Raw genomic sequence first — 24,961 nt, 5'->3', positions numbered from 1 at the left:
GGTGACGAGCACCGGAGCAGGCCACACGACGGACGACTCGGGACCCGGCGGCTACGCGGCGGCCCGGCTGCGCCTCCTGGACCAGGAGACGCGGCCCGGGCCGCCGCGCCGTACCGCCCTCGCCCGGCTCACCGACGACTGGCTCGCCGCCCTCCACGCGGCCGCCGACCCGCCCCGCGGCACCGCCCTCGTCGCCGTAGGCGGCTACGGGCGCGGTGAACTCTCCCCCCGCAGCGACCTCGACCTGCTCCTCCTCCACGACGGCACCGCCGACCCCGGCGCGATCGCCGCGCTCGCCGACCGCCTCTGGTACCCCGTCTGGGACCTCGGCCTCGCGCTCGACCACTCCGTACGCACCCCCGCCGAGGCCCGCAGGACCGCCGCCGACGACCTCAAGGCCCACCTCGGGCTCCTCGACGCCCGCCCCCTCGCGGGTGACCTCGGCCTCGTCGCCGCCCTGCGCACCGCCGTCCTCGCCGACTGGCGCAACCAGGCCCCCCGGCGCCTGCCCGAACTCCGCGAACTCTGCGAGGAACGCGCCGAACGCCACGGCGAACTGCCCCACCTCCTCGAACCCGACCTCAAGGAGGCCCGCGGCGGCCTGCGCGACACGACCGCCCTGCGCGCCGTCGCCGCCTCCTGGCTCGCCGACGCCCCCCGCGACGGCCTCGCCGAAGCCCGTCGCACCCTCCTCGACGTACGCGACGCCCTCCACCTCACCACCGGCCGCGCCACCGACCGCCTCGCCCTCCAGGAACAGGACCAGGTCGCCCGCGCCCTCGGCCTCCTCGACGCCGACACCCTGCTCCGCCACGTCTACGAGGCCGCCCGCACCATCGCGTACGCCTCCGACGTCACCTGGCGCGAGGTCCACCGCGTCCTGTGCGCCCGTTCCACCCGCCCCCGCCTGCGCACCCTCCTCGGCTCCCGGGCGAACCGGCCGCAGCCCGAACGCACCCCCCTCGCCGAAGGCGTCGTCGAGATGGACGGCGAAGCCGTACTCGCCCGCACCGCCCGCCCCGAACGCGACCCCGTCCTCCCGCTGCGCGCCGCCGCCGCGGCCGCCCAGGCCGGGCTGCCCCTCTCCCGGCACGCCGTACGCCACCTCGCCACCACCGCGCGCCCCCTGCCCGTACCGTGGCCCGCCGAGGCCCGCGAACAGCTCGTCACCCTCCTCGGCGCGGGCGAACCGACCCTCCCCGTCTGGGAGGCCCTCGAAGCCGAGGGGCTCGTCACCCGCCTCGTCCCCGACTGGGAACGCGTACGCTGCCGCCCCCAGCGCAACCCCGTCCACACCTGGACCGTCGACCGGCACCTGGTCGAGACCGCCGTCCGCGCCTCCTCCCTCACCCGCCGCGTCGGCCGCCCCGACCTGCTGCTCGTCGCCGCGCTCCTCCACGACATCGGCAAGGGATGGCCCGGCGACCACTCCGTCGCGGGCGAGACCATCGCCCGCGACGTGGCCGCGCGCATCGGCTTCGACCAGGTTGACGCCGACGTCCTCGCCACCCTCGTACGCCACCACCTCCTCCTCGTCGAGACCGCCACCCGCCGCGACCTCGACGACCCCGCCACCGTCGAGTCCGTCGCCCGCGCCGTCGGCACCGCCACCACGCTGGAACTCCTGCACGCCCTCACCGAGGCCGACGCGCTCGCCACCGGGCCCGCCGCCTGGTCCGCCTGGCGCGCCTCGCTCGTCGCCGACCTCGTCAAACGCGTCGCCGCCGCCCTCGCGGGCGACACCCCGCCCGCCCCCGAACCCTCCGCACCAGGCGCCGAAGAGGAACGCCTCGCCGTCGAGGCCCTCCGCACCCGCGAACCCGTCCTCGCCCTGCACACCCGGCACGAGACCGCCCAGCCGGACGGCGAGCCCGAACCGGTCGGCGTGGAACTGCTCATCGCCCTGCCCGACCAGCCCGGCGTCCTCCCCGCCGCCGCCGGGGTCCTCGCCCTCCACCGGCTCACCGTCCGCTCCGCCGACCTGCGCGCCATCGACCTGCCAACCGAACTGGGTCCCACCGGCTCCGTCCTGGTCCTCAACTGGCGCGTCGCCGCCGAGTACGGCTCCCTCCCGCAGGCCGGGCGCCTCCGCGCCGACCTGGTGCGCGCCCTCGACGGGTCCCTGGACGTGGCCGCCCGGCTCGCCGCGCGCGACGCCGCGTACCCCAGGCGCCGCGGCGTCCAGGCCCCGCCCCCGCGCGTCACGGTCGCCCCGGCGGGCTCGGCGGCGCGGGCGACGGTGCTGGAGGTGCGGGCGCAGGACGCGCCGGGGCTGCTGCACCGGATCGGGCGCGCCCTGGAGGGGGCGGCGGTGCGGGTGCGGAGCGCGCACGTCAGCACCCTGGGCGCGAACGCGGTGGACACGGTGTACGTCACGGACGCGGCGGGCGCGCCCCTGACGACGGAGGAGGCCCTGGGGGTGGCGAGCGAGCTGGAGCGCGCCCTGTCGCGGCCGTGATCCGGCCCTCCCGCGTCGGGCGAGGGCGCCTTCATCGCGCGGCCGGATACCCTTGACTCCGACTGTCTGCCTGCTCCCTAGACCTGAGGATCCGCGACCGCCGTGTTCGATACCCTCTCCGACCGCCTTGCAGCCACTTTCAAAGGCCTCCGTGGCAAAGGGAGGCTGAGCGAGGCCGACATCGACGCCACCGCCCGCGAGATCCGCATCGCCCTGCTGGAGGCGGATGTCGCGCTCCCGGTCGTCCGGGCCTTCATCAAGCAGGTGAAGGAGAGGTCGCTCGGCGCCGAGGTCTCCAAGGCGCTCAACCCCGCGCAGCAGATCATCAAGATCGTCAACGAGGAGCTCATCGGCATCCTCGGCGGCGAGACCCGCAGGCTGCGCTTCGCCAAGCAGCCGCCGACCGTGATCATGCTGGCCGGTCTCCAGGGTGCCGGTAAGACCACGCTCGCCGGCAAGCTCGGCCTGTGGCTCAAGGCCCAGGGGCACTCGCCGCTGCTCGTCGCCTGTGACCTCCAGCGCCCGAACGCCGTCAACCAGCTGTCCGTCGTCGCCGAGCGGGCCGGGGTCGCCGTGTACGCCCCCGAGCCGGGCAACGGCGTGGGCGACCCGGTCAAGGTGGCCGAGGACTCCATCGAGTACGCGCGGACCAAGCTCCACGACATCGTCATCGTCGACACCGCGGGCCGCCTGGGCATCGACCAGGAGATGATGCAGCAGGCCGCGGACATCCGCGACGCCGTCTCCCCGGACGAGATCCTCTTCGTCGTCGACGCCATGATCGGTCAGGACGCCGTCAACACGGCGGAGGCCTTCCGCGACGGCGTCGGCTTCGACGGCGTGGTGCTGTCCAAGCTCGACGGCGACGCCCGCGGTGGTGCCGCGCTGTCGATCGCGCACGTCACCGGCCGCCAGATCATGTTCGCCTCCAACGGCGAGAAGCTGGACGACTTCGACGCGTTCCACCCGGACCGCATGGCGTCCCGGATCCTCGGCATGGGCGACGTGCTCTCGCTGATCGAGAAGGCCGAGCAGACCTTCAGCCAGGAAGAGGCCGCCAAGATGGCCTCCAAGCTGGCGAGCAGCAAGGGCAAGGACTTCACGCTCGACGACTTCCTGGCCCAGATGGAGCAGGTCCGCAAGATGGGCTCCATCTCGAAGCTGCTCGGCATGCTGCCCGGCATGGCGCAGATGCGGGACCAGATCAACAACATCGACGAGCGGGACGTGGACCGTACGGCCGCGATCATCAAGTCGATGACCCCGGCCGAGCGCCAGGACCCGACGATCATCAACGGCTCGCGCCGTGCGCGTATCGCGCGGGGTTCCGGCGTCGAGGTCAGCGCCGTGAAGTCGCTGGTCGAGCGGTTCTTCGAGGCGCGCAAGATGATGTCGCGCATGGCGCAGGGTGGCGGCATGCCGGGGATGCCGGGCCTCCCGGGCATGGGCGGCGGCGCCGGCCGGCAGAAGAAGCAGGTCAAGCAGGCCAAGGGCAAGCGGCGCAGCGGCAACCCGATGAAGCGGAAGGCCGAGGAGCAGGCCGCCGCGGAGCGCCGGGAGCAGCAGGCGCAGCAGGGCGGGGCGTTCGGTCTCCCGGCCGGGGAGCCGGGCAAGGACTTCGAGCTGCCGGACGAGTTCAAGAAGTTCATGCGCTGACGCCTGCCGCCGCCGTACGCGGGCGGACGGTCACGTTCACCCGTTCGGAGGTACGCAGGTAAGGGGCACCCGTCCATGGCGGGTGCCCCTTACGCGTACGGGCGGGGGCGCGTACTGGTCCGGCACGCGTCCGGCCGCGCGGGTCAGGGAATCCGGGCGACGAGGTAGCGGAAGACGTTCGGCATCCACACCGTGCCGTCGTGCCGGACGTGGGGGTGGAGCGCCTCGGTGATCTCCTTCTCCACGGTCGCCTGGTCGCCGGCCGCGACGGCCGCGTCGAAGAGGCCGGTGGAGAGCAGCCCGCGTACGGCGCTGTCGGTGTCCGCGTAGCCGAACGGGCAGGACACCCGCCCGGACCCGTCCGGCCGCAGCCCGGCCCGCGCGGCCACCTCCTCCAGGTCGTCGCGCCGGGCGGGCCGCCAGGCGCCGTGCCCGCGCAGCCGCTCGGTGAGGCGGCCCGCGACGCGGAACACCGCCGTCGTGGCGCACCGCTCGGGCGGACCCCAGCCGGCCAGGACGACGGCGCTGCCGCGCTCCGCCATGGGGACCGCGGCGGTGAGAGCGGGCACGAGGCCGTCGGAGTCGCCCGCGGTGCAGCCGACCGGCTGGAAGGCGGTGACGAGGTTGTACGCGGGGAGTGCCGGGTCGGCGGCCGCGTCGGGCGTGCCGTAAAGGAGCCGCGTCTCCGGGCGGGAGCCCCGGTGCGCGTACGGGCCGGGCCCTGCGGCGGCCGGGTCGGGAAGCAGCCGCTCCCTGGCGAGGTCCACGCGCGCGTGGTCCGTGTCGACCCCGGTGACCTGGGCTCCGCGCGTGGCGGCCATGAGCAGGGCGAGCCCCGAGCCGCAGCCGAGACCGAGGAGCCGGGTCCCGGAGCCGACCTCCAGGTGCTCGTACACCGCTTCGTAGAGCGGCACCAGCATCCGCTCCTGGATCTCCGCCCAGTCACGGGCGCGCGCCGGCGCGTCGGTGGCCGCGGGGGCCGGGGCCGGGTGGGGGTGGTGCTGGACGAGCATCGGTGTCATCGAAAGCGCCCCAATCAGCCGAGAGTGCATCTGTTGCGTCCGTGCCCTGCTTGACGGCCCCCGTGTACGTGCGCTCGCACGGTCCGTAGCCAGAGAACTCCGCTTCCGCCCCCGCGTCCAGGGGGTCGGGCCGCGATGCGCGCGTGCCCCGGTCGTGCGCCCCCTGGCCCGGCACGAACCACCTCCATAGTGGGGCCGCCGCGCGAATCCCGCCATGCAGGCGGGGCCGCCGCCACGCGTACACCCCGACGGGGGTAACGTCGCCCCCGGTGATGCGCCGTCACCCACCGCCACGCAGGCGGGTGGCGAGGGGAGGCGCTGAACCGAACCTGCAAGCCATACGTACCACCTTGATGCGAGCTGTGTGGCTTCTTACGCAGATCAGCGCACTGGCCCTCGTGAGGACACATCAATGGCAACTGACGGGTACGTGCAAAATATTTGGGATGCCCCGGAATGGAACCCGACGGGACCCCGGCTCGTTGTTCACGACGTGAGCACGACACCACCTGTCCTCGCCGCAGAACTGGCACAGGCGTGGGCCGACATTCAGCGGCACCACCCCGAGCTGCCCGATCTCGCCGCGCCCGAGTCCCTGATCGGAGAGTCGTCGTCCGCCTGTGGCGCCGAGCTCTCCTTCGAACGACTGCTCCATGAGGCAGTCCACGGCATCGCCGCCGCCCGAGGTGTCCGCGACACCTCCCGCGCCGGCCGCTACCACAACCGCCGATTCCTGGCGATCGCCGAGGAGATGGGCCTGGACCACTCCGAGGAGCCGCACCCGAGCAGCGGTTTCTCGCTGGTCACGCTCAGCCCCGAGGCCAAGCGCCGGTACCGGCCGACCATCGAGCGTCTCCAGCGCGCCCTCAAGGCGCACTCGGCCGCCACGGCCACCGACACGAAGCGCTCCTTCCGCGGGCCCGCCGCGCGGCACGGCTCGTCGGGCGGCGGCGTGCGCGTCAAGGCGGTCTGCGACTGCGGGCGCAACGTCCGGGTCGTCCCGTCGGTCCTCGCCCAGGCGCCGATCGTCTGCGGCGGCTGCGGGAAGCCCTTCCGCATCCCGGAAGCGGTGGGCGCCGCGAGATGACCCGCGGCCCGGTCTCCCCGCCCGCCGCCGGCCGTTCCCCTGAGGGCCGGCGGCGCCGCGGGGTGTGGCACAATGGCTAGCTGTACTCGACAGTCGAACAGGACCCCTCTCTCCTACGGCTGACGCGTCCATCGGGCACTCGGGTACCGCAACCCCACGCGACATCTCGTCGTGCCCAACCACGTCAAGACCAGGAGACACCACACCCGTGGCAGTCAAGATCAAGCTGAAGCGTCTGGGCAAGATCCGTTCGCCTCACTACCGCATCGTCGTCGCCGACTCCCGTACCCGCCGTGACGGCCGGGCCATCGAGGAGATCGGCCTGTACCACCCGGTGCAGAACCCGTCGCGCATCGAGGTCGACTCGGAGCGTGCGCAGTACTGGCTGTCTGTCGGCGCCCAGCCGACCGAGCCGGTTCTCGCCATCCTGAAGCTGACCGGCGACTGGCAGAAGCACAAGGGCCTGCCGGCTCCCGAGAAGCCGCTGCTGGCCCCGGCCACGAAGGAAGACAAGCGCGCTTCCTTCGAGGCTTTCGCCAAGTCGATCGAGGGTGACGACGCCAAGGGTGAGGCCATCACCCCGAAGGCCAAGAAGGCCGACAAGAAGGCGGACGAGGCCGAGGCCGCGTCCTCCGAGTCGACCGAGGCCTGAGCATGCTCGAGGAGGCTCTCGAGCACCTCGTGAAGGGCATTGTCGACAACCCCGACGATGTGCAGGTCGCCTCGCGCAACCTGCGCCGCGGAAGCGTGCTCGAGGTCCGGGTCCACCCGGACGACCTCGGCAAGGTGATCGGTCGCAACGGCCGCACCGCGCGTGCACTGCGTACGGTCGTGGGTGCCATCGGCGGACGGGGAATCCGCGTCGACCTCGTCGACGTGGACCAGGTTCGCTGAGCGAAGTTGAACACCGGCGCACGGGCCGGGGAGGGCTGCGGCCCGCCCCGGCCCGTCGTCGTCCGACAGGAGAGTCCAGAAAGTGCAGCTCGTAGTCGCGCGGATCGGCCGCGCCCACGGCATCAAGGGCGAGGTCACCGTCGAGGTACGCACGGACGAGCCCGAGCTGCGGCTCGCGCCCGGCGCCGTACTCGCCACCGACCCGGCCTCCGCCGGGCCCCTCACCATCGAGAGCGGCCGCGTCCACAGCGGCCGGCTCCTGCTGCGCTTCGCGGGCGTCCGTGACCGGAACGCCGCCGAGGCGCTGCGCAACATCCTCCTCATCGCCGACGTCGATCCGGAGGAGCGGCCCGAGGAGCCGGACGAGTACTACGACCACCAGCTGATCGACCTCGACGTGGTGCTCGCCGACGGCACCGAGGTCGGCCGGATCACCGAGGTCTCCCACCTGCCGTACCAGGACCTGTTCGTGGTCGAGCGGCCCGACGGCAGCGAGGTCCTGATCCCGTTCGTCGGCGAGATCGTCACCGAGGTGGACCTCGACGCGCAGAGGGCGGTCATCGTCCCGCCGCCCGGCCTCATCGACGACCGCGCCGTGATCGCCTCCACGCGCGCGGAGGGCGAGGACGACACCGCCGGTGCCCAGGACTCCGAGGCCGACGGCGAGGCCGCGCGGAAGAACGAGGAAGGTCGCTGATGCGGCTCGACGTCGTCACGATCTTCCCCGAGTACCTGGAACCGCTGAACGTCTCGCTCGTCGGCAAGGCCCGCGCACGCGGCCGGCTGGACGTCCACGTCCACGACCTGCGCCGCTGGACGTACGACCGGCACAACACCGTGGACGACACGCCCTACGGCGGCGGCCCCGGCATGGTCATGAAGACCGAGCCGTGGGGCGACGCCCTGGACGAGATCACCGCCGACGGATACGAGGCCGGCGCCCACGGACCCGTACTCGTCGTCCCCACGCCCAGCGGGCGGCCCTTCACCCAGGAGGTCGCCGTCGAGCTGTCGCAGCGGCCCTGGCTGGTCTTCACCCCGGCCCGCTACGAGGGCATCGACCGCCGCGTCACGGAGGAGTACGCCACCCGGATGCCCGTGTACGAGGTGTCCATCGGCGACTACGTCCTCGCCGGCGGCGAGGCCGCCGTACTGGTGATCACCGAGGCCGTGGCCCGCCTCCTCCCCGGTGTCCTGGGCAACGCCGAGTCCCACCGCGACGACTCGTTCGCCCCCGGCGCCATGGCCAACCTCCTGGAAGGCCCCGTCTACACCAAGCCGCCCGTCTGGCGCGGCCGGGGCATCCCCGACGTCCTGCTCAGCGGCCACCACGGCAGGATCGCGCGGTGGCGGCGGGACGAGGCCCTGCGGCGCACCGCGCTGCACCGCCCCGACCTCATCGAGCGGTGCGACCCGGCCGCCTTCGACAAGAAGGACCGCGAGACCCTCTCCATCCTCGGCTGGGCACCCGAGCCCGGTGGCCGGTTTTGGCGCAGGCCGCGGGACGTGGAAGAATAGGCCGCTGCCGTACGTCCGGTCGGCGCCCCTGCCACAGGGGGACACGACGCCGCACCCGACGCCCGGCCCCCGAAACCCCATTTCTAGTGCCGCTGATGACCTGTGGCATCAGTGAGGAAGCAGACGATCATGTCTCACGTGCTCGACGCCGTCAACGCCGCGTCCCTGCGGACCGATGTCCCGGCGTTCCGTCCCGGTGACACCGTGAACGTCCACGTTCGCGTCATCGAGGGCAACCGCTCCCGTATCCAGCAGTTCAAGGGTGTCGTCATCCGCCGCCAGGGCTCTGGTGTCTCCGAGACCTTCACGGTCCGCAAGGTCTCCTTCTCCGTCGGCGTCGAGCGCACCTTCCCGGTGCACAGCCCGATCTTCGAGAAGATCGAGCTCGTCACCCGCGGTGACGTCCGCCGTGCGAAGCTGTACTACCTCCGTGAGCTGCGCGGCAAGGCCGCGAAGATCAAGGAGAAGCGCGAGAACTGAGCGCCGGCCCAGCCCGCACGCTCACGCTTCGGGTGAGCCTCACAGGGCGGCCGGTTAGGCTCTGCCCCCGATGGACACCGAAGCCACGCACACGGAGCGCGACCTCCCTCCCGACGCCGAAAGGCATCCGGAGCGGAGGTCGCGCTTCGCGCTTTCCTGGCGCACCACCGGTCTGATCGGCGCCGCCTGGGCCGTCGGCATGCTGCTCCTCGGTCACTTCGTCATCCAGCCGTTCCAGATTCCCAGCCGGTCGATGCAGCCCACGCTCCAGGTCGGCGACCGCGTGATCGTCAACAAGCTGGCGTACCGCTTCGGCGACCGCCCCGCGCGCGGCGACGTCATCGTCTTCGACGGAACCGGCTCCTTCGTCCGTATCGTTCCAGAGGAGAACCCGGTCACCGCGCTCCTGCACGGCGCCGCCTCGGCGCTGGGCCTCGCGGAGCCCGACGACACCGACTTCGTCAAGCGCGTCGTCGGCGTCGGGGGCGACCGGGTGACGTGCTGCGACAAGGAGGGCAGGATCGAGGTGAACGGCGTACCCGTCGACGAGGGGTATCTGCACCCCGGCGACGCGCCCTCCCAGGTACGGTTCGACATCGTGGTGCCGGACGGGACCCTGTGGGTCATGGGCGACCACCGCAGCCAGTCCCGCGACTCCCGTGACCACCTGGGCGCCCCGGGCGGCGGGATGGTTCCCGAGGACATGGTGATCGGCCGCGCCGACTGGATCGGCTGGCCCGCCCGCCGCTGGTCCGGCATCGACCCGACGGGTGCCTTCGGCGCCGTACCGGAGGCTCCGGGCCCGGGTGGCGGCCATGGGTAGCCGCGGCCGGCGCGGCGGGCACCGCGCGGACACGAGGCTGCCCACCGGTTCGCGGCCCACGAACGGCCGCCCGCTGCCCGGCCGCGCCGAGCGGCGCAGGCTGGCCCGCAAGGTGAAGCGGCGCAGGCGCCGGTCCGCGATCAAGGAGGTCCCGCTCCTCATCGGCGTCGCGGTGGCCATCGCGCTGATCCTGAAGACCTTCCTGGTGCAGGCCTTCGTCATCCCGTCCGGCTCCATGGAGCAGACGATCCGCATCGACGACCGGGTCCTGGTGGACAAGCTGACGCCCTGGTTCGGGTCGAAGCCCGAGCGCGGCGACGTCGTCGTGTTCCAGGACCCCGGCGGCTGGCTCCAGGCCGAGCAGACCCCGCCGGACGACGACCCGGTCGTCATCGCCCAGATCAAGCAGGGGCTCACCTTCATCGGGCTGCTGCCGTCCGACGACGAGCAGGACCTCATCAAGCGGGTCGTGGCCGTCGGCGGGGACACCGTCAAGTGCTGCGACGCCGAGGGGCGCGTGACCGTCAACGGCGTGCCTGTGGACGAGCCGTACCTCCATCCGGGCAACGAACCCTCGCGGATCCCCTTCGACGTGAAGGTGCCCGAGGGACGGCTCTTCGTCCTCGGCGACCACCGCTCCGACTCCGCCGACTCCCGCTTCCATCTGAACGAGGCCGGGCAGGGCACCATCGCGGAGAAGCAGGTCGTAGGGCGTGCTTTCGTGATCGCCTGGCCGTTCGGGCACTGGCGGCGCCTGGGCGACGGCGGGGCCTTCGACGCCGTCCCTGACGCGCCGCCCGGGGCGGCGTCGGCGCTCGGCGCGTCGCATAGTGTGTCCCCCTGGTACGCGAATGGATCGCTACGGCTCCCGACCCCTGCGGAACTCCCGCTCGTTATGGGAGTGGTGGGCCTTCCCCTGCTTCGGGGGCGGGCGAGAGCACGGACTGAGGAGTGGATGTGGGGGATCTGGCGGTCGGCGCACGATCCGGACGCGACGAGCCGGAGAAGGGGCGCGGGCAGCTCGCGGACCCGTCCCCCGGCCCGGGCGGGACGCCCGCCCCGGGCGTGACCGAAAGCGCGGCCGTCCGGGGGGACGCGCCGCAAGTGACCGGCGCGAGGAGCGCCGACAACGCCGAGGGCGACAGCGTGGACGACGACGACACCGTGGACGGCGGCGAGCACGACCGGCCGCAGCCGAGGAAGCAGCGCTCCTTCTGGAAGGAGCTGCCGCTGCTGGTCGGTATCGCCCTGGTGCTGGCGCTGCTGATCAAGACCTTCCTGGTCCAGGCGTTCTCCATCCCGTCCGAGTCGATGATGGACACGCTCAAGCGCGGCGACCGGGTACTGGTGGACAAGCTGACCCCGTGGTTCGGCTCCGAGCCCGAGCGCGGCGAGGTCGTCGTCTTCGAGGACCCGGGCGGCTGGCTCAACGAGCCCGCGCCCGAGCCGAACCCGCTTCAGCGGTTCCTGAGCTTCATCGGCCTGATGCCCGCCGCCGACCAGCAGAACCTGATCAAGCGGGTCATCGCGGTCGGCGGCGACACGGTGGAGTGCAAGAAGGGCGGCAAGGTCCACGTCAACGGCAAGACGCTGGACGAGACCTCGTACCTGTACCCGGGCTCCACGCCGTGCGACGACGAGCCGTTCGGCCCGGTGAAGGTCCCCGACGGCCGCATCTGGGTGATGGGCGACAACCGGCAGAACTCGCTGGACTCCCGCTACCACCAGGAGCTCCCGGGCGAGGGCACGATCTCCAACGAGAAGGTCGTCGGCCGCGCCGTCTTCGTCCCCTGGCCGCTCGACCGCTGGGCGACCCTGCCGGTCCCGGACACGTTCGACCAGCCCGGGCTGAGCGCCGCCGCCGCGGCCGCCGTCGGACCGGGCGCCCTGGGCCTGGCGGGCGCGCTGCCGCTGGTGCTGTGGCGTCGCCGCCGGCTCACCGAGGCGGCCGGTGAGCGGGCCCTCGCGAGGCTTACCGCCCGGTAGCGGGCGCGGGTAGGGTGCCGTCCCGGAGCACTCGATCTCCTGAGCGGGGAGCGCTGGGATGGGCGGAAAGATGCGTACGGGCGGCCACGGCCGGCTCGGCAGCGTGCTGTCGGGGCTGGTCGTGGCCGTCGGCTGTGTGCTGTTCCTCGGCGGTTTCGTCTGGGGAGCGGTGCTGTACCGGCCCTACACGGTGCCCACCGAATCGATGCACCCGACGGTCACATCGGGCGACCGCGTACTTGCCCAGCGGATCGACGGTTCCGAGGTGAGGCGCGGCGACATCGTCGTCTTCACGGACCCTGACTGGGGCAACATGCCCATGATCAAGCGGGTCGTCGGCGTGGACGGCGACAAGATCGCCTGCTGCGACGCGGACGGACGGCTCACCGTCAACGGGCGGCCCGTACGCGAGCCGTACCTGAACACGCAGGGCTGGGGCGGCAAGGAGGCCGCGTCGCCGACCGAGTTCACCGCGACGGTGCCGGACGGGCACCTGTTCCTCCTCGGCGACCAGCGCGCCAGCTCCCAGGACTCGCGGGTCCACCTCCAGGACGCGGGCAAGGGATCGGTACCCCGCAGCGCCGTCACGGCCCGGCTGGACGCCGTCGTGTGGCCGGTGGACGGGATCGCCGTCATCGACCGGCCGCGGGGCTTCGCCGCGCTGCCGGGCGGGGTGTCGGAGCCCGGGCCCGTACGGCCTCTGGCGTGGGCCGTGGCGTCCGGCGCGGCACTGGTCCTGGCCGGCGCGGCCTACGGCCCGCTGGCGCGGCTGGGGTCGCGGTCGCGGTCCGGGCCGGGCGCTTCGAAGCCGGGCGCTTCGGGGCCGGGCGCTTCGGGACCGGGGGCCGGGGCTGCCGGATCCCGGCCGTCGGGTGGAGCGGCGGCGCGTGACTGACGGTGGGCGCGGTGTGGGAGGTGCCGAGGTGCAGGTGAGGGACGGAACCGGACGAGGGCCGGGGGAGCGGCGCCCGGACGAGCCGGGCGAGGAGCCGCCGTACGAGGTGGCCGGGGCGGCCGCAGGGGCGCCCGAGGGGGCCGGGGACTCGGTGTACGGGGGGCTGCCGCCGGGCGAGGTGCGGCGGGTGGCGCGGGTCGTGCTGCTCGACCCCGACGACCGGATTCTCCTCCTGCACGGCTACGAGCCGGACAACCCCGCGCTGACCTGGTGGTTCACCCCGGGCGGCGGGGTCGAGGGCGACGAGACCCGCGAGGAGGCCGCGCTGCGCGAGCTGGCGGAGGAGACCGGGATCACGGACGTCGAGCTGGGGCCGGTGCTGTGGCGGCGGATGTGCTCGTTCCCGTTCGCCGGTCGCCGCTGGAACCAGGACGAGTGGTACTTCCTGGCCCGTACCGGGCGCACAACCGCCGTCCTGGGCGACAGCCTCACCGAACTGGAGACCCGCAGCGTCGCGGGGCTGAGGTGGTGGACCTCCGCCGAACTGTCGGCGGCCCGTGAGACGGTGTACCCGACACGACTCGCCGGGCTGCTGCGCACGCTGCTCGACGAGGGCCCGCCGCCCGCGCCGGTCGTACTGTCCCCGGAAATCGTCCAGGGGTACGGATGACTGGCGCACAATGGGGGCACGCACGGCTGAAGGGGAACATGCCATGAGCGCCGAGGACCTCGAGAAGTACGAAACCGAGATGGAGCTGAAGCTCTACCGGGAGTACCGCGACGTCGTCGGGCTGTTCAAATACGTCATCGAGACCGAGCGGCGCTTCTACCTGACGAACGACTACGAGATGCAGGTGCACTCCGTGCACGGCGAGGTCTTCTTCGAGGTGTCGATGGCGGACGCGTGGGTCTGGGACATGTATCGGCCGGCCCGCTTCGTCAAACAGGTACGCGTGCTCACGTTCAAGGACGTGAACATCGAGGAGCTGAACAAATCGGATCTGGAGCTCCCGAGCAGCTGATCCACCCGTACGGGTGACCGGGTTTTCCACAGTGGGCCAGTTGTCCACCGGCCCGCCCACCAAGATCCACATCTGAGCGCCCGAGGCGGCACAGTCGGTGCCGGAGGTGGTGCCGAGATGAACGCCACGGGGGCACTCGGACAGTACGGGGAGAGGCTGGCGGTACGCCGGCTCGGCGAGGCGGGCATGTCCGTCCTCGCCAGGAACTGGCGCTGCGGGCGCGCCGGAGAGATCGACATCGTCGCCCGCGACGGCGACGCCGTGGTGGTCTGCGAGGTGAAGACCCGCCGAGCGGGCGACTTCCAGCATCCGCTCGCCGCGGTGACGGCCGCCAAGGCGGACCGGCTGAGGAGACTCGCCGCGTGCTGGCTCGACCGGCACGGCGGCCCACCGCCGGGAGGCGTCCGCATCGATCTGATCGGTGTGGTGCTGCCCCGGCGGGGCGCGCCCGTCGTCCAGCATGTGCGGGGGGTGGCCTGATGGGGTTCGCCCGGACGTGTTCGGTGGCGCTGGTCGGTGTTGACGGCGTGGTGGTGGAGGTCCAAGCGGACCTGGAGCCGGGCGTCGCGGCGTTCACGCTGGTCGGCCTGCCGGACAAGAGCCTGTCGGAGAGCCGCGACCGGGTGCGGGCCGCCATGGTCAACTCCGGGGCGGAGTGGCCGCAGAAGAAGCTGACGGTAGGGCTGAGCCCCGCGTCCGTGCCCAAGGCGGGTTCCAGTTTCGATTTGGCCGTCGCTTGCGCGGTGATGGCGGCGGCCGAGCTGATCGACCCGCGGACCATCGCCGACCTCGTCCTCATCGGGGAGCTGGGCCTCGACGGCCGTGTCAGGCCGGTGCGGGGCGTGCTGCCCGCGGTCCTGGCCGCCGCCGAGGCCGGGTACGAGCACGTGGTCGTGCCCGAGCAGACGGCGGGGGAGGCGTCGCTGGTGCCGGGTGTGTCCGTGCTCGGGGTACGGAGCCTGCGCCAGCTGGTCGCGATCCTCACCGACGCGCCCGTGCCCGAGGAGGAGCCCGACGAGGAGGGCAGGCCCGACCCGATGCTGGCCGGGCTCGTGGTGCCCGGCGCCGGGTCCGGCACGGGACTGGCCGGCGATCCGGGCGACAGCCCCGACCTGGCGGACGTCGCCGGACAGCGGGCCGCCCGGCTCGCCCTGGAGGTCGCCGCGGCGGGCGGTCACCATCTGTTCCTGTCGGGACCGCCCGGCGCGGGCAAGACCATGCTGGCCGAGCGGCTGCCCGGCCTGCTGCCGCCGCTGACGCGCGGGGAGTCGCTGGAGGTGACCGCCGTCCACTCGGTGGCCGGCATCCTCCCGCCGGGCAAGCCCCTGGTGAGCCGGGCCCCGTACTGCGCGCCGCACCACTCGGCGACGATGCAGTCCCTGGTCGGCGGCGGCAACGGACTGCCGCGCCCGGGCGCCGTCTCGTTGGCACACCGTGGCGTGCTCTTCTTGGACGAGGCGCCGGAGTTCTCGGGCAAAACCCTGGACGCGCTGCGGCAGCCGCTGGAGTCCGGCCAGGTGGTCGTGGCGCGCGCCGCCGGAGTGGTGCGGCTCCCGGCGCGGTTCCTGATGGTCCTCGCCGCGAACCCTTGCCCGTGCGGGCGGCACAGCACCCAGGGGGACAGCTGCGAGTGCCCCTCGTCGGTGATCCGCCGCTACCAGTCCCGCCTGTCGGGGCCGCTGCTGGACCGCGTCGACCTGCGCGTCGAGGTGGAGCCGGTCAGCCGAGCCGACCTGCTGGCCGCGAACGGCGAGCCCAGCGCCGCCGTCGCCGCCCGCGTCCACGCCGCCAGGGAGCGCGCCGCCGCCCGGCTGATCGGCACGCCGTGGACCCGTAACGCCGAGGTGCCCGGCCATGAGCTGCGCACCCGCTGGCACCCGGCCCCCGGCGCCCTGGCAGCCGCCGAGCGCGACCTCGAGCGCGGTTTGCTCACCGCCCGCGGCCTCGACCGGGTCCTTCGCACCGCCTGGACCCTCGCCGACCTGGCAGGCCGGGGCCGCCCCGACGCGGGCGACGTCAACCTCGCCCTGGAGCTCCGCACCGGCATCTCCCGAGGCGTACCGGTCGGGGGCTCGCTGTGACGCCCCTGCCCGAGCCCTCGCCGACTCCGGCACCCGGTCCACCCGCGGGCCCTGTATCGACCGCCGCGCTCCGGCCGACCGCCGAGCCAGGGCCGCCTGCCGAGCCGGGGCCGCTGGTGCGGCGCGCGGAAGAACACGCACCGTCAAGGCGGGACGCCCAGGCGGGTGGGGAGCCGGCGGGTGGGCGGGACTCCGTACCGGCGCCGCCGCAGCGCAGGTCCGAGGCGCATCGGGACATGGGCGCGCCGCGGCCCGGCGACGCGGGTGCGTCGGACGCCGGGGCCGGTGGCGCCGACGCGGTACGGGAGACGGCTGGGTCTCGGGTCGTATGGGCGCGGGGTGCGCCGGGGCCGTGGTCGGCGGCGGGCCGGGGGCAGCACGTGGAGGGCGTGCCGGGGGAGGTTCGGGTGACGGGTACGGGGGTGCCGGGATGATGGTGACGGAGGAGGAGCGGGTCGCGCGGGCGGCGCTGTGCCGGGTGATCGAGCCGGGGGACGAACTCGCGGGGCGGTGGCTGCGCGAGCTGGGCGCGGTGGAGCTGCTGCGGCGGCTCAGCGCGCAGCCGTACCGCCGAGGGGCGCTCACCGGGGCGAGCGAGCGGCGCCTCCAGGGGTATCTGACGCGGGTGGCCAGGGTGAGGCCCCGTCAGGACCTGGAGGCGATCGGGGCGCTCGGCGGGCGGTTCCTCGTCCCCGGTGACGCCGAGTGGCCCAGCCAGCTCGACGACCTCGGGGACGCGAGACCCGTGGGCCTGTGGGTGCGGGGCCTCGCCGACCTGCGGCGGTGGGCGCTGCGTTCCGTCGCCGTCGTCGGCTCCCGCGCCTGCACGTCCTACGGGGCGCACATGGCGGCCCTGCTCGGCGGAGGGCTCGCCGAGCGGGGCTGGGTCGTCGTCTCCGGCGCGGCGTTCGGGGTGGACGGCGCCGCACACCGGGGCGCCCTCGGCGCGGAAGGCGCCACGGTCGCCGTGCTCGCCTGCGGTGTCGACGTCGCCTACCCGCGCGGCCACGCCCAGCTGATCGGGCGCATCGCCCAGCAGGGCCTGGTGGTGGGGGAGTTGCCGCCCGGCGACCATCCCACGCCGGGACGGTTCCTGCTGCGCAACCGCGTCATCGCCGCCCTCACCCGGGGCACCGTGGTGGTCGAGGCCGCGTACCGCAGCGGCGCGCTCGCCACGGCGCGCGACGCGCAACGGCTCGGCCGTCACACGATAGGGGTGCCCGGCGCCGCGACCAGCAAGTACTCCGCCGGTGTCCATGAACTGTTGCGCGGCGGCGCCGTCCTGGTCACCGACGCCGACGAGATCGCCGAACTGGTGGGCGACATCGGGGAGCTGGCCCCCGACCGGCGCGGTCCCGTCGTCCCGAGGGACCTGCTCGACCCCGTCACCGCACGGGTGCTCGACGCGCTCCCGCCGCCCGGCCGGAGCGCGAGCGTGTCCGACGTCGCGGCGAACGCCGGGACGGGCGTTGACGACGCGCTCGGCCGACTGTACGAGCTGCACTCCCTCGGACACGTCGAACGGCAGGGCGACGGCTGGCGGTTGACCACCTTGGCGGGACGCCACCCGAACACCCGGCGAGGCGGTCCTTGACCTGGAGCAATCGGGTGAAAAGGTGAACCCGATGACCCGCTTCGCTCCCCCGGGGGCGGCGGAGGCGCCCGCAGGCGAACCGCTGCCCCCATTCGAAGATGCGGCCGATGGCGTGAACCCGCCTACGGACGATCCCCTCACCTTCGCTCACCGCAACGGCCCAGTCACGCTACGCTCACCGCTACCCCCGATTCATCCCCGCTCACGACGGCAGAACGGCTCAAGGCGACGCATGCCCCAGCACACCTCCGGGTCCGACCGCGCTGCGGTTCCGCCGCCCGCTGCCCCCCGGGTCAGCGTGCGGCCGGCCGCACCCTCGTCGCTGGACGAGCTGTGGCGGTCGTACAAGGACACGGGCGACGAGCGGCTGCGGGAACAGCTGATCCTGCACTACTCGCCCCTCGTGAAGTACGTGGCGGGCCGGGTCAGCGTCGGCCTGCCGTCCAACGTCGAACAGGCCGACTTCCTCTCCTCCGGGGTCTTCGGCCTGATCGACGCGATCGAGAAGTTCGACATCGACCGGTCGATCAAGTTCGAGACGTACGCGATCACTCGCATCCGCGGCGCCATGATCGACGAGCTGCGAGCCCTGGACTGGATTCCCCGCTCCGTCCGCCAGAAGGCCAGGGCCGTGGAGCGCGCCTACGCCACGCTGGAGGCGCAGTTGCGGCGCACGCCCTCCGAAAGCGAGGTCGCCGCCGAGATGGGCATCCCCGTCGAGGACCTCCACGCGGTTTTCAGCCAGCTGTCCCTCGCCAACGTCGTCGCCCTGGAGGAACTGCTGCACGTCGGCGGGGAGAGCGGCGACCGCCTCAGCCTCATGGACACCCTGGAGGACACCGCGGCCGACGACCCTGTGGAGGTCGCCGAGGGCCGCGAGCTGCGGCGGCTGCTCGCCCGCGCCATCAACACGCTGCCCGAGCGGGAGAAGACAGTCGTCACGCTCTACTACTACGAGGGCCTCACCCTCGCCGAGATCGGCAACGTCCTGGGCGTCACGGAGAGCCGCGTCAGCCAGATCCACACCAAGTCCGTCCTCCAGCTCAGGGCGAAGCTGGCGGATGTCGGACGCTGACCGGGGACGGCCCCCCGAGGTCGAACGGGCGGCCGTACAGTGGGACCCGTGCCAAGGATTCGAGCGGCCTCCGTGGCCGAGCACCGGACGATGCAGCGCGCCGCCCTGCTGGATGCGGCGCGCTCCCTGCTGTCCGAGGGCGGCACGGAGGCGCTGACCTTCCCCGCCCTCGCCGAACGCACCGGCCTCGCCCGGTCGTCGGTGTACGAGTACTTCCGCTCCCGCGCCGCCGTGGTCGAGGAGCTGTGCGCGGTGGACTTCCCCGTCTGGGCGGCGGAGGTCGAGGCCGCCATGGACCGGGCGGCCACGCCCGAGGCGAAGGTCGAGGCGTACGTACGCCGTCAGCTGGAGCTCGTCGGCGACCGGCGGCACCGCGCCGTCGTCGCCATCTCCGCCAGCGAACTGGACGACGGCGCCCGCGAGAAGATCCGCGCCGCGCACGGCGGCCTCGTCGCGATCATCGTGGAGGCGCTCGCCGACCTCGGCCAGCCCGAGCCCCGGCTCGCCGCGATGCTGCTCCAGGGTGTCGTCGACGCGGCCGTCCGCCGTATCGAACTCGGCGCCGCCGAGGACCCGGGCGCCATCGCCGACACGGCCGTCGCCGTCGCCCTGCGCGGCGTCACCCACCCCTGAGCCCACCCGGCCGACCAACCCCCCGCCCGCCCCTGTGGCGGGCCCGGCCGCTCCTCCCGCCCCCGGGCCTCACCGGACGGGCAGCAGGCGGGAGGGCGGGCGCAGCCGGAGGTGGCGTGGCAGCAGTGACAGCGGGTCCAGGTAGGTGTCGCCGCGCCTCAGGCCCCAGTGCAGGCAGGTACCCGCGCAGTGCGACGCCGCGTCGGGGGCCGTCACCGCGACCACCTGCCCCGACGCCACCACCGTCCCGGCCTCCACCGCCGCCCGCACCGGCTCGTACGTGACCCTCAGCGGCACCGCTCCCGGGGGTGCCGCCAGCGTCACCACCAGGACGCCCCGCCCCGCCACCGCCCCGGCGAACGACACCCGCCCGCCCGCCGCGGCCCGCACCCGCGTGCCCGGCGGCGCCGCCAGGTCCACGCCCCGGTGCCCGCGCCCGTACGCCGACACGGGCGGCTCCCAGCCCCGTACCACCACCGCCCTCGGTGGCCCCAGTGGCCACACCGCGCCCGCAACCGGCAGCCCGCTGTGCGGCGCGGGCGGCGACGGGGCCGAGGCGGCGTTCGCCGCGCCGAGGCGCGCGGGTGCGGTGGCGGCCGGGTACGCCAGGGCGGCCACCAGCAACAGGAGCGCCAGGGTGGTGGCGTACGGAAAGCGTCGGTTCATGTACGCACTGTGCCGTTGAACCGCCCGCCCGGGTGGATCACGTCCCTGATCTGTGGACGGCGGCGGAGCTTGTGGACAGCGCCGTCACCCGCTGGTGCCCAGGTCCCGTACACTTCTTACGGCGACCCGGGCCACCGGGTCGACTTCGCACGCCCCGCCACCGCCCTCACCGGCCGTGGCAGCGCTCCTCGGTCCATTCGTGGCAGCAGCGCGCCGGGGCGTCAGGAAACAACCGACAAACCAAGGAGATACGGCCATGGCCGTCGTCACGATGCGGGAGCTGCTGGAGAGCGGCGTCCACTTCGGTCACCAGACCCGTCGCTGGAACCCGAAGATGAAGCGCTTCATCTTCACCGAGCGCAACGGCATCTACATCATCGACCTGCTCCAGTCGCTGTCGTACATCGACCGCGCCTACGAGTTCGTCAAGGAGACCGTCGCGCACGGCGGCTCCATCATGTTCGTCGGCACGAAGAAGCAGGCGCAGGAGGCCATCGCCGAGCAGGCGACCCGCGTCGGCATGCCGTACGTCAACCAGCGCTGGCTGGGCGGCATGCTCACCAACTTCTCCACCGTGTACAAGCGCCTCCAGCGCCTCAAGGAGCTTGAGGCCATCGACTTCGAGGACGTGGCCGCCTCCGGCCTCACCAAGAAGGAGCTCCTGGTCCTCTCGCGCGAGAAGGCCAAGCTGGAGAAGACCCTCGGTGGTATCCGCGACATGCAGAAGGTGCCCAGCGCCGTCTGGATCGTGGACACCAAGAAGGAGCACATCGCCGTCGGCGAGGCGCGCAAGCTCAACATCCCGGTCGTCGCGATCCTCGACACCAACTGCGACCCGGACGAGGTCGACTACAAGATCCCGGGCAACGACGACGCGATCCGCTCCGTCACCCTGCTCACCCGCGTGATCGCCGACGCCGTCGCCGAGGGCCTCATCGCCCGCTCCGGCGTCGCGACCGGCGACAGCAAGCCGGGCGACAAGGCCGTCGGCGAGCCGCTCGCCGAGTGGGAGCGCGACCTCCTCGAGGGCGAGAAGAAGGCCGACGAGGCCGAGAAGCCCGCCGAGGCCCCGGCTGCCGAGGCCCCGGCTGCCGAGGCCCCGGCTGCCGAGGCCCCGGCTGCCGAGGCCCCGGCTGCCGAGGCCCCCGCCGCCGAGGCCGAGCAGGCCTGACCAGCGGTCCTGACCGGTAGCGAGGACCGGGCCACAGAGCCCGGTCCGACCGCCCGGTCCGGTCGTTGACGGAGGGGGCCACAAGCCCCCTCCGTCACCCCATAGATCCTGGTAGATCTTCCAGACTTCGAGAGAGATTCACAGATCATGGCGAACTACACCGCCGCTGACGTCAAGAAGCTCCGCGAGCTCACCGGCGCCGGCATGATGGACTGCAAGAAGGCGCTCGACGAGTCCGGCGGCAACGTCGACAAGGCCGTCGAGGCCCTGCGCATCAAGGGCCAGAAGGGCGTCGCCAAGCGCGAGGGCCGCTCCGCCGAGAACGGTGCCGTCGTCTCCCTGATCGCCGACGACAACACCTCCGGTGTCATCGTCGAGCTGAAGTGCGAGACGGACTTCGTCGCCAAGGGCGAGAAGTTCCAGTCGGTCGCCAACCAGCTCGCCCAGCACGTCGCCGCCACCAGCCCGGCCGACATCGAGGCGCTGCTCGCCTCCGAGATCGAGCCCGGCAAGACCGTGCAGGCGTTCGTGGACGAGGCCAACGCCAACCTGGGCGAGAAGATCGTCCTGGACCGCTTCGCGCAGTTCTCCGGCGGCTACGTCACGGCGTACATGCACCGCACGATGCCCGACCTGCCCCCGCAGATCGGTGTCCTCGTCGAGCTCGACAAGGAGAACGCCGAGGTCGCCAAGGGCGTCGCGCAGCACATCGCCGCGTTCGCCCCGAAGTACCTCTCCAAGGAGGACGTCCCGGCCGAGGTCGTCGAGGCCGAGCGTCGCGTCGCCGAGGAGACCACCCGCGCCGAGGGCAAGCCCGAGGCCGCGCTGCCGAAGATCGTCGAGGGTCGCCTCAACGGCTTCTTCAAGGACGCGACGCTGCTCGGCCAGCCGTACGCGCTCGACAACAAGAAGTCCGTTCAGCAGATCCTGGACGAGGCCGGTGTCACCCTGAAGCGCTTCGCGCGCATCAAGGTCGGCATCTGAGTCCGTACACGACGGACACCGGACCCCGATAGGGTCGCCGCAGTCGTCCGCGTACGCGCCGGACGACCGCAGATCTGACGAGGAGGCCATTGCCGCACAGGGACACCCACACCCACGGCAATGGCCTTCTTCGTATGTGCACGAGGAGATCTCCAATGAATCAGGGCGCCGCACAGGGCGACGACAACACCGGTAAAAAGGCCGGCCGCTTCCTTCTGAAGCTGTCCGGCGAGGCGTTCTCCGGCGGCGGCGGCCTCGGCGTCGATCCCGACGTCGTACACGCCATGGCCCGCGAGATCGCCGCGGTCGTCCGCGACGGCGCGCAGATCGCGATCGTCATCGGCGGCGGCAACTTCTTCCGCGGCGCCGAGCTCCAGCAGCGCGGCATGGACCGGGCCCGCTCCGACTACATGGGCATGCTGGGCACGGTCATGAACTGCCTCGCCCTCCAGGACTTCCTGGAGAAGGAGGGCATCCAGTCCCGCGTCCAGACCGCGATCACCATGGGCCAGGTCGCCGAGCCCTACATCCCGCTGCGCGCCGTGCGCCACCTGGAGAAGGGCCGCGTCGTGATCTTCGGCGCCGGTATGGGCATGCCGTACTTCTCCACCGACACCACCGCCGCCCAGCGCGCCCTGGAGATCGACGCCGAGGCCCTCCTCATGGGCAAGAACGGGGTCGACGGGGTCTACGACTCCGACCCGAAGACCAACCCGGACGCCGTGAAGTTCGACGCCCTGGAGTACGGCGAGGTGATCGCTCGCGACCTCAAGGTCGCCGACGCCACCGCCATCACTCTCTGCCGCGACAACAAGCTGCCGATCCTCGTCTTCGAACTCCTCACCGCGGGCAATATCGCGCGCGCCGTGAAGGGTGAGAAGATCGGCACGCTCGTGAGCGACCAGGGCACCCGGGACTGACCCCGGGTCGCCCCAGCCGGGGATGGACAAAGCCCTGCCGGTCGGACACCGTGCAGGAGAAGACGCGACGCAGGTTCCGCGGCCGTGGTGCACGCAGGGACAAACCCAAGACACGCAGGAGCAAGTGGTGATCGAAGAGACCCTCCTCGAAGCCGAGGAGAAAATGGAGAAGGCCGTCGTGGTCGCCAAGGAGGACTTCGCCGCGATCCGCACCGGGCGTGCGCACCCGGCCATGTTCAACAAGATCGTGGCCGACTACTACGGTGCCCTCACGCCGATCAACCAGCTGGCCTCCTTCTCGGTGCCGGAGCCGCGCATGGCCGTGGTGACCCCGTTCGACAAGACCGCGCTGCGGAACATCGAGCAGGCCATCCGCGACTCCGACCTGGGCGTCAACCCGACGAACGACGGCAACATCATCCGGGTGGTCTTCCCCGAGCTCACCGAGGAGCGCCGCCGGGAGTACATCAAGGTCGCCAAGGGCAAGGGCGAGGACGCCAAGATCTCGATCCGCTCCGTCCGCCGCAAGGCCAAGGAGACCATCGACAAGTTCGTCAAGGACGGCGAGGTCGGTGAGGACGAGGGCCGTCGTGCGGAGAAGGAGCTCGACGACACCACCGCGAAGTACGTCGCGCAGGTGGACGAGCTGCTGAAGCACAAGGAAGCAGAGCTGCTCGAGGTCTGATGAACGACGCTTCCCGGGGGGCCCCGCCACGAGGCGGATACTGGGGTCCGCCCGACCAGGGGCGGGCTCCGGCAGCCCCGGCGGGTCCCGCCCGCGATGAGCACGCCGCGCAGCAGACTCGGCCCATGCCCATCGTGCCCGACCTCCCCGCCGGCGGAGACCAGGACGACCATGACCGGGGGGCCGCTCGGCTGAGCGGTCCCCTGTTCCGTGACGAGATGCCGCAGGAGCCCATGCCCTCGGAACAGCCGGAGCCCGCCGAGCCGCAGGGTCGTTCCCAGCACAGGCAGCAGCACAGGCAGCCCAAGCCGCAGAGGCAGAGGAAGCAGGCCGGGCGCGACCTGCGGGCCGCCATAGGGGTCGGCGTCGGCCTCGGCGCGGTGATCGTCGCGTCGCTGTTCATCCAGAAGGCCGTCTTCGTCGGCGTGATAGCGCTCGCCGTCGTCGTCGGCCTGTGGGAGCTGACCAGCCGCCTCCACGAGTGCAAGGGCATCAAGGCGCCGCTCGTCCCGCTCGCCGTCGGCGGCGCGGCGATGGTCGTCGCCGGGTACGTGCGCGGAGCCGAGGGCGCCTGGGTGGCGATGGCGCTCACCGCGCTCGCCGTGCTCGTCTGGCGGATGGCGCAGCCCCCCGAGGGCTACCTCAAGGACGTCACGGCCGGTGTGTTCGCCGCCTTCTACGTGCCGTTCCTGGCGACGTTCGTCGCGCTGATGCTGGCGGCGGACGACGGGCCCGAGCGGGTCCTGACGTTCCTCGTGCTGACGATCGTCAGCGACACGGGCGCGTACGCGGTCGGATGGCGGTTCGGCAAGCACAAGCTGGCGCCGCGGATCAGCCCCGGCAAGACCCGCGAGGGCCTGTTCGGCGCGGTCGGCTTCGCGATGGTCGCCGGCGCGCTGTGCATGCAGCTCCTGGTCGACGGCGGCACCTGGTGGCAGGGCCTGCTCCTGGGCCTCGCCGTCGCGGTCAGCGCCACGCTGGGCGACCTGGGCGAGTCCATGATCAAGCGGGACCTGGGCATCAAGGACATGGGCACCCTGCTGCCGGGCCACGGCGGCATCATGGACCGCCTCGACTCCCTGCTCCCGACGGCACCGGTCGTCTGGCTGCTGCTGGTGGCCTTCGTCGGCGCCGGGTAGCCGCCGCGAGCGCCGCGCGAGTCGTACGAGGCCCGCCGTCCCCCGGGACGGCGGGCCTCGTACGTTTCAGGAGGCAACGGAAAGGCAGCAGGTACCCTGGAAGGGCCCGTGCCTTCAGGGAGCTGCCGTGTCGGACAGCGTCCTGGTCGGTGCGGGCCCTAGTAGTCCCTGC

Annotated in this window: 25 protein-coding genes and 1 pseudogene; 24 read left to right on the top strand and 2 right to left on the bottom strand. The window is 72.7% G+C overall.

Features of this window, described 5'->3' with window-relative positions; translation table 11 throughout:
* Position 1: 1 nt before the first annotated feature.
* Together J116_RS06765 and ffh are read left to right on the top strand one after the other, a co-directional pair.
* Positions 2 to 2,458 carry a [protein-PII] uridylyltransferase gene (locus J116_RS06765; RefSeq protein WP_023586334.1) on the top strand — a complete coding sequence of 819 codons (2,457 nt, stop codon included), beginning with the start codon at positions 2 to 4 and terminating at the stop codon, positions 2,456 to 2,458.
* A gap of 102 nt (positions 2,459 to 2,560) precedes the next feature.
* On the top strand, positions 2,561 to 4,114 hold the full coding sequence (gene ffh / locus J116_RS06760) for a signal recognition particle protein (protein ID WP_023586333.1): 1,554 nt from the start codon (positions 2,561 to 2,563) through the stop codon (positions 4,112 to 4,114).
* A 143-nt stretch (positions 4,115 to 4,257) separates the two neighbouring features.
* On the opposite strand, the gene J116_RS06755 is transcribed toward ffh, so the two are convergent.
* Positions 4,258 to 5,136: a methyltransferase domain-containing protein gene (locus J116_RS06755; protein WP_028963771.1), complete on the bottom strand. Its 879-nt coding sequence runs from the start codon at positions 5,134 to 5,136 to the stop codon at positions 4,258 to 4,260.
* Between the two features lie 493 nt (positions 5,137 to 5,629).
* Here J116_RS06755 and J116_RS06750 point away from each other — a divergent pair, with 493 nt between their 5' ends.
* From J116_RS06750 to J116_RS06670, 17 genes and pseudogenes are all read left to right on the top strand, one after another.
* Positions 5,630 to 6,223, top strand: coding sequence for a hypothetical protein (locus J116_RS06750; RefSeq protein WP_023586331.1), 594 nt, complete (start codon positions 5,630 to 5,632; stop codon positions 6,221 to 6,223).
* A gap of 208 nt (positions 6,224 to 6,431) precedes the next feature.
* Positions 6,432 to 6,875 (top strand): 30S ribosomal protein S16, encoded by a 444-nt coding sequence (gene rpsP / locus J116_RS06745; RefSeq protein ID WP_023586330.1) that lies wholly within the window; start codon positions 6,432 to 6,434, stop codon positions 6,873 to 6,875.
* A gap of 2 nt (positions 6,876 to 6,877) precedes the next feature.
* Complete coding sequence (locus J116_RS06740; RefSeq protein ID WP_023586329.1) at positions 6,878 to 7,117, top strand: RNA-binding protein; 240 nt, start codon at positions 6,878 to 6,880, stop codon at positions 7,115 to 7,117.
* Between the two features lie 82 nt (positions 7,118 to 7,199).
* Positions 7,200 to 7,814 (top strand): ribosome maturation factor RimM, encoded by a 615-nt coding sequence (gene rimM, locus J116_RS06735; protein WP_023586328.1) that lies wholly within the window; start codon positions 7,200 to 7,202, stop codon positions 7,812 to 7,814.
* Complete coding sequence (trmD, locus tag J116_RS06730) at positions 7,814 to 8,635, top strand: tRNA (guanosine(37)-N1)-methyltransferase TrmD (protein WP_023586327.1); 822 nt, start codon at positions 7,814 to 7,816, stop codon at positions 8,633 to 8,635. The genes rimM and trmD overlap by 1 nt, the downstream gene beginning before the upstream one ends.
* A 129-nt stretch (positions 8,636 to 8,764) precedes the next feature.
* Positions 8,765 to 9,115 carry a 50S ribosomal protein L19 gene (gene rplS / locus J116_RS06725; RefSeq protein ID WP_023586326.1) on the top strand — a complete coding sequence of 117 codons (351 nt, stop codon included), beginning with the start codon at positions 8,765 to 8,767 and terminating at the stop codon, positions 9,113 to 9,115.
* Positions 9,116 to 9,185: 70 nt separating this feature from the next.
* Positions 9,186 to 9,938 (top strand): signal peptidase I, encoded by a 753-nt coding sequence (gene lepB, locus J116_RS06720; RefSeq protein ID WP_023586325.1) that lies wholly within the window; start codon positions 9,186 to 9,188, stop codon positions 9,936 to 9,938.
* Positions 9,931 to 10,996 (top strand): annotated as a pseudogene (gene lepB, locus J116_RS30790) (signal peptidase I); the annotation flags it as partial. The gene lepB (J116_RS06720) and the pseudogene lepB (J116_RS30790), both read left to right, overlap by 8 nt.
* Positions 10,905 to 11,924 (top strand): signal peptidase I, encoded by a 1,020-nt coding sequence (lepB, locus tag J116_RS30785; protein ID WP_051203669.1) that lies wholly within the window; start codon positions 10,905 to 10,907, stop codon positions 11,922 to 11,924. The pseudogene lepB (J116_RS30790) and the gene lepB (J116_RS30785), both read left to right, overlap by 92 nt.
* Before the next feature lie 58 nt (positions 11,925 to 11,982).
* Positions 11,983 to 12,819 (top strand): signal peptidase I, encoded by an 837-nt coding sequence (gene lepB, locus J116_RS06705; protein ID WP_023586323.1) that lies wholly within the window; start codon positions 11,983 to 11,985, stop codon positions 12,817 to 12,819.
* Between the two features lie 151 nt (positions 12,820 to 12,970).
* Complete coding sequence (locus J116_RS06700; RefSeq protein WP_099048217.1) at positions 12,971 to 13,489, top strand: NUDIX hydrolase; 519 nt, start codon at positions 12,971 to 12,973, stop codon at positions 13,487 to 13,489.
* A 43-nt stretch (positions 13,490 to 13,532) separates the two neighbouring features.
* A complete protein-coding gene (locus J116_RS06695) occupies positions 13,533 to 13,841 on the top strand; it encodes a DUF2469 domain-containing protein (RefSeq protein WP_023586321.1) in 309 nt (102 codons plus the stop codon).
* Between the two features lie 117 nt (positions 13,842 to 13,958).
* Positions 13,959 to 14,321, top strand: coding sequence for a YraN family protein (locus tag J116_RS06690; protein WP_023586320.1), 363 nt, complete (start codon positions 13,959 to 13,961; stop codon positions 14,319 to 14,321).
* Positions 14,321 to 15,922 carry a YifB family Mg chelatase-like AAA ATPase gene (locus J116_RS06685; RefSeq protein ID WP_023586319.1) on the top strand — a complete coding sequence of 534 codons (1,602 nt, stop codon included), beginning with the start codon at positions 14,321 to 14,323 and terminating at the stop codon, positions 15,920 to 15,922. The genes J116_RS06690 and J116_RS06685 overlap by 1 nt, the downstream gene beginning before the upstream one ends.
* A 430-nt stretch (positions 15,923 to 16,352) precedes the next feature.
* Positions 16,353 to 17,516 carry a DNA-processing protein DprA gene (dprA, locus tag J116_RS06680; RefSeq protein ID WP_023586318.1) on the top strand — a complete coding sequence of 388 codons (1,164 nt, stop codon included), beginning with the start codon at positions 16,353 to 16,355 and terminating at the stop codon, positions 17,514 to 17,516.
* Positions 17,517 to 17,748: 232 nt separating this feature from the next.
* Entirely contained in the window at positions 17,749 to 18,591 is an 843-nt protein-coding gene (whiG, locus tag J116_RS06675; protein ID WP_023586317.1) for an RNA polymerase sigma factor WhiG, read from the top strand.
* Between the two features lie 72 nt (positions 18,592 to 18,663).
* Positions 18,664 to 19,224 (top strand): TetR/AcrR family transcriptional regulator, encoded by a 561-nt coding sequence (locus J116_RS06670; protein WP_023586316.1) that lies wholly within the window; start codon positions 18,664 to 18,666, stop codon positions 19,222 to 19,224.
* 69 nt (positions 19,225 to 19,293) lie between these two features.
* Here J116_RS06670 and J116_RS06665 read toward each other — a convergent pair whose 3' ends face one another.
* Positions 19,294 to 19,890 (bottom strand): murein hydrolase activator EnvC family protein, encoded by a 597-nt coding sequence (locus J116_RS06665; RefSeq protein WP_023586315.1) that lies wholly within the window; start codon positions 19,888 to 19,890, stop codon positions 19,294 to 19,296.
* Between the two features lie 256 nt (positions 19,891 to 20,146).
* Between J116_RS06665 and rpsB the strand changes: the two genes are divergently transcribed.
* The 5 genes from rpsB to J116_RS06640 all read left to right on the top strand — a co-directional run bounded on the left by rpsB (position 20,147) and on the right by J116_RS06640 (position 24,789).
* Entirely contained in the window at positions 20,147 to 21,061 is a 915-nt protein-coding gene (gene rpsB, locus J116_RS06660; RefSeq protein ID WP_023586314.1) for a 30S ribosomal protein S2, read from the top strand.
* Positions 21,062 to 21,208: 147 nt separating this feature from the next.
* Positions 21,209 to 22,045: a translation elongation factor Ts gene (gene tsf / locus J116_RS06655; RefSeq protein WP_023586313.1), complete on the top strand. Its 837-nt coding sequence runs from the start codon at positions 21,209 to 21,211 to the stop codon at positions 22,043 to 22,045.
* A 155-nt stretch (positions 22,046 to 22,200) separates the two neighbouring features.
* Positions 22,201 to 22,965 (top strand): UMP kinase, encoded by a 765-nt coding sequence (gene pyrH, locus J116_RS06650; protein WP_023586312.1) that lies wholly within the window; start codon positions 22,201 to 22,203, stop codon positions 22,963 to 22,965.
* A gap of 127 nt (positions 22,966 to 23,092) precedes the next feature.
* Complete coding sequence (frr, locus tag J116_RS06645) at positions 23,093 to 23,650, top strand: ribosome recycling factor (protein ID WP_023586311.1); 558 nt, start codon at positions 23,093 to 23,095, stop codon at positions 23,648 to 23,650.
* The gene (locus J116_RS06640; protein ID WP_023586310.1) at positions 23,650 to 24,789 is read left to right on the top strand and encodes a phosphatidate cytidylyltransferase; all 1,140 of its coding nucleotides are present in this window, start codon (positions 23,650 to 23,652) and stop codon (positions 24,787 to 24,789) included. The genes frr and J116_RS06640 overlap by 1 nt, the downstream gene beginning before the upstream one ends.
* Positions 24,790 to 24,961: the final 172 nt, after the last annotated feature.

The organism is Streptomyces thermolilacinus SPC6 (assembly GCF_000478605.2).
Lineage (GTDB): Bacteria > Actinomycetota > Actinomycetes > Streptomycetales > Streptomycetaceae > Streptomyces > Streptomyces thermolilacinus.
Note: the sequence above shows the minus strand (reverse complement) of the source record. Positions and strands in the feature narration are given on the sequence as shown.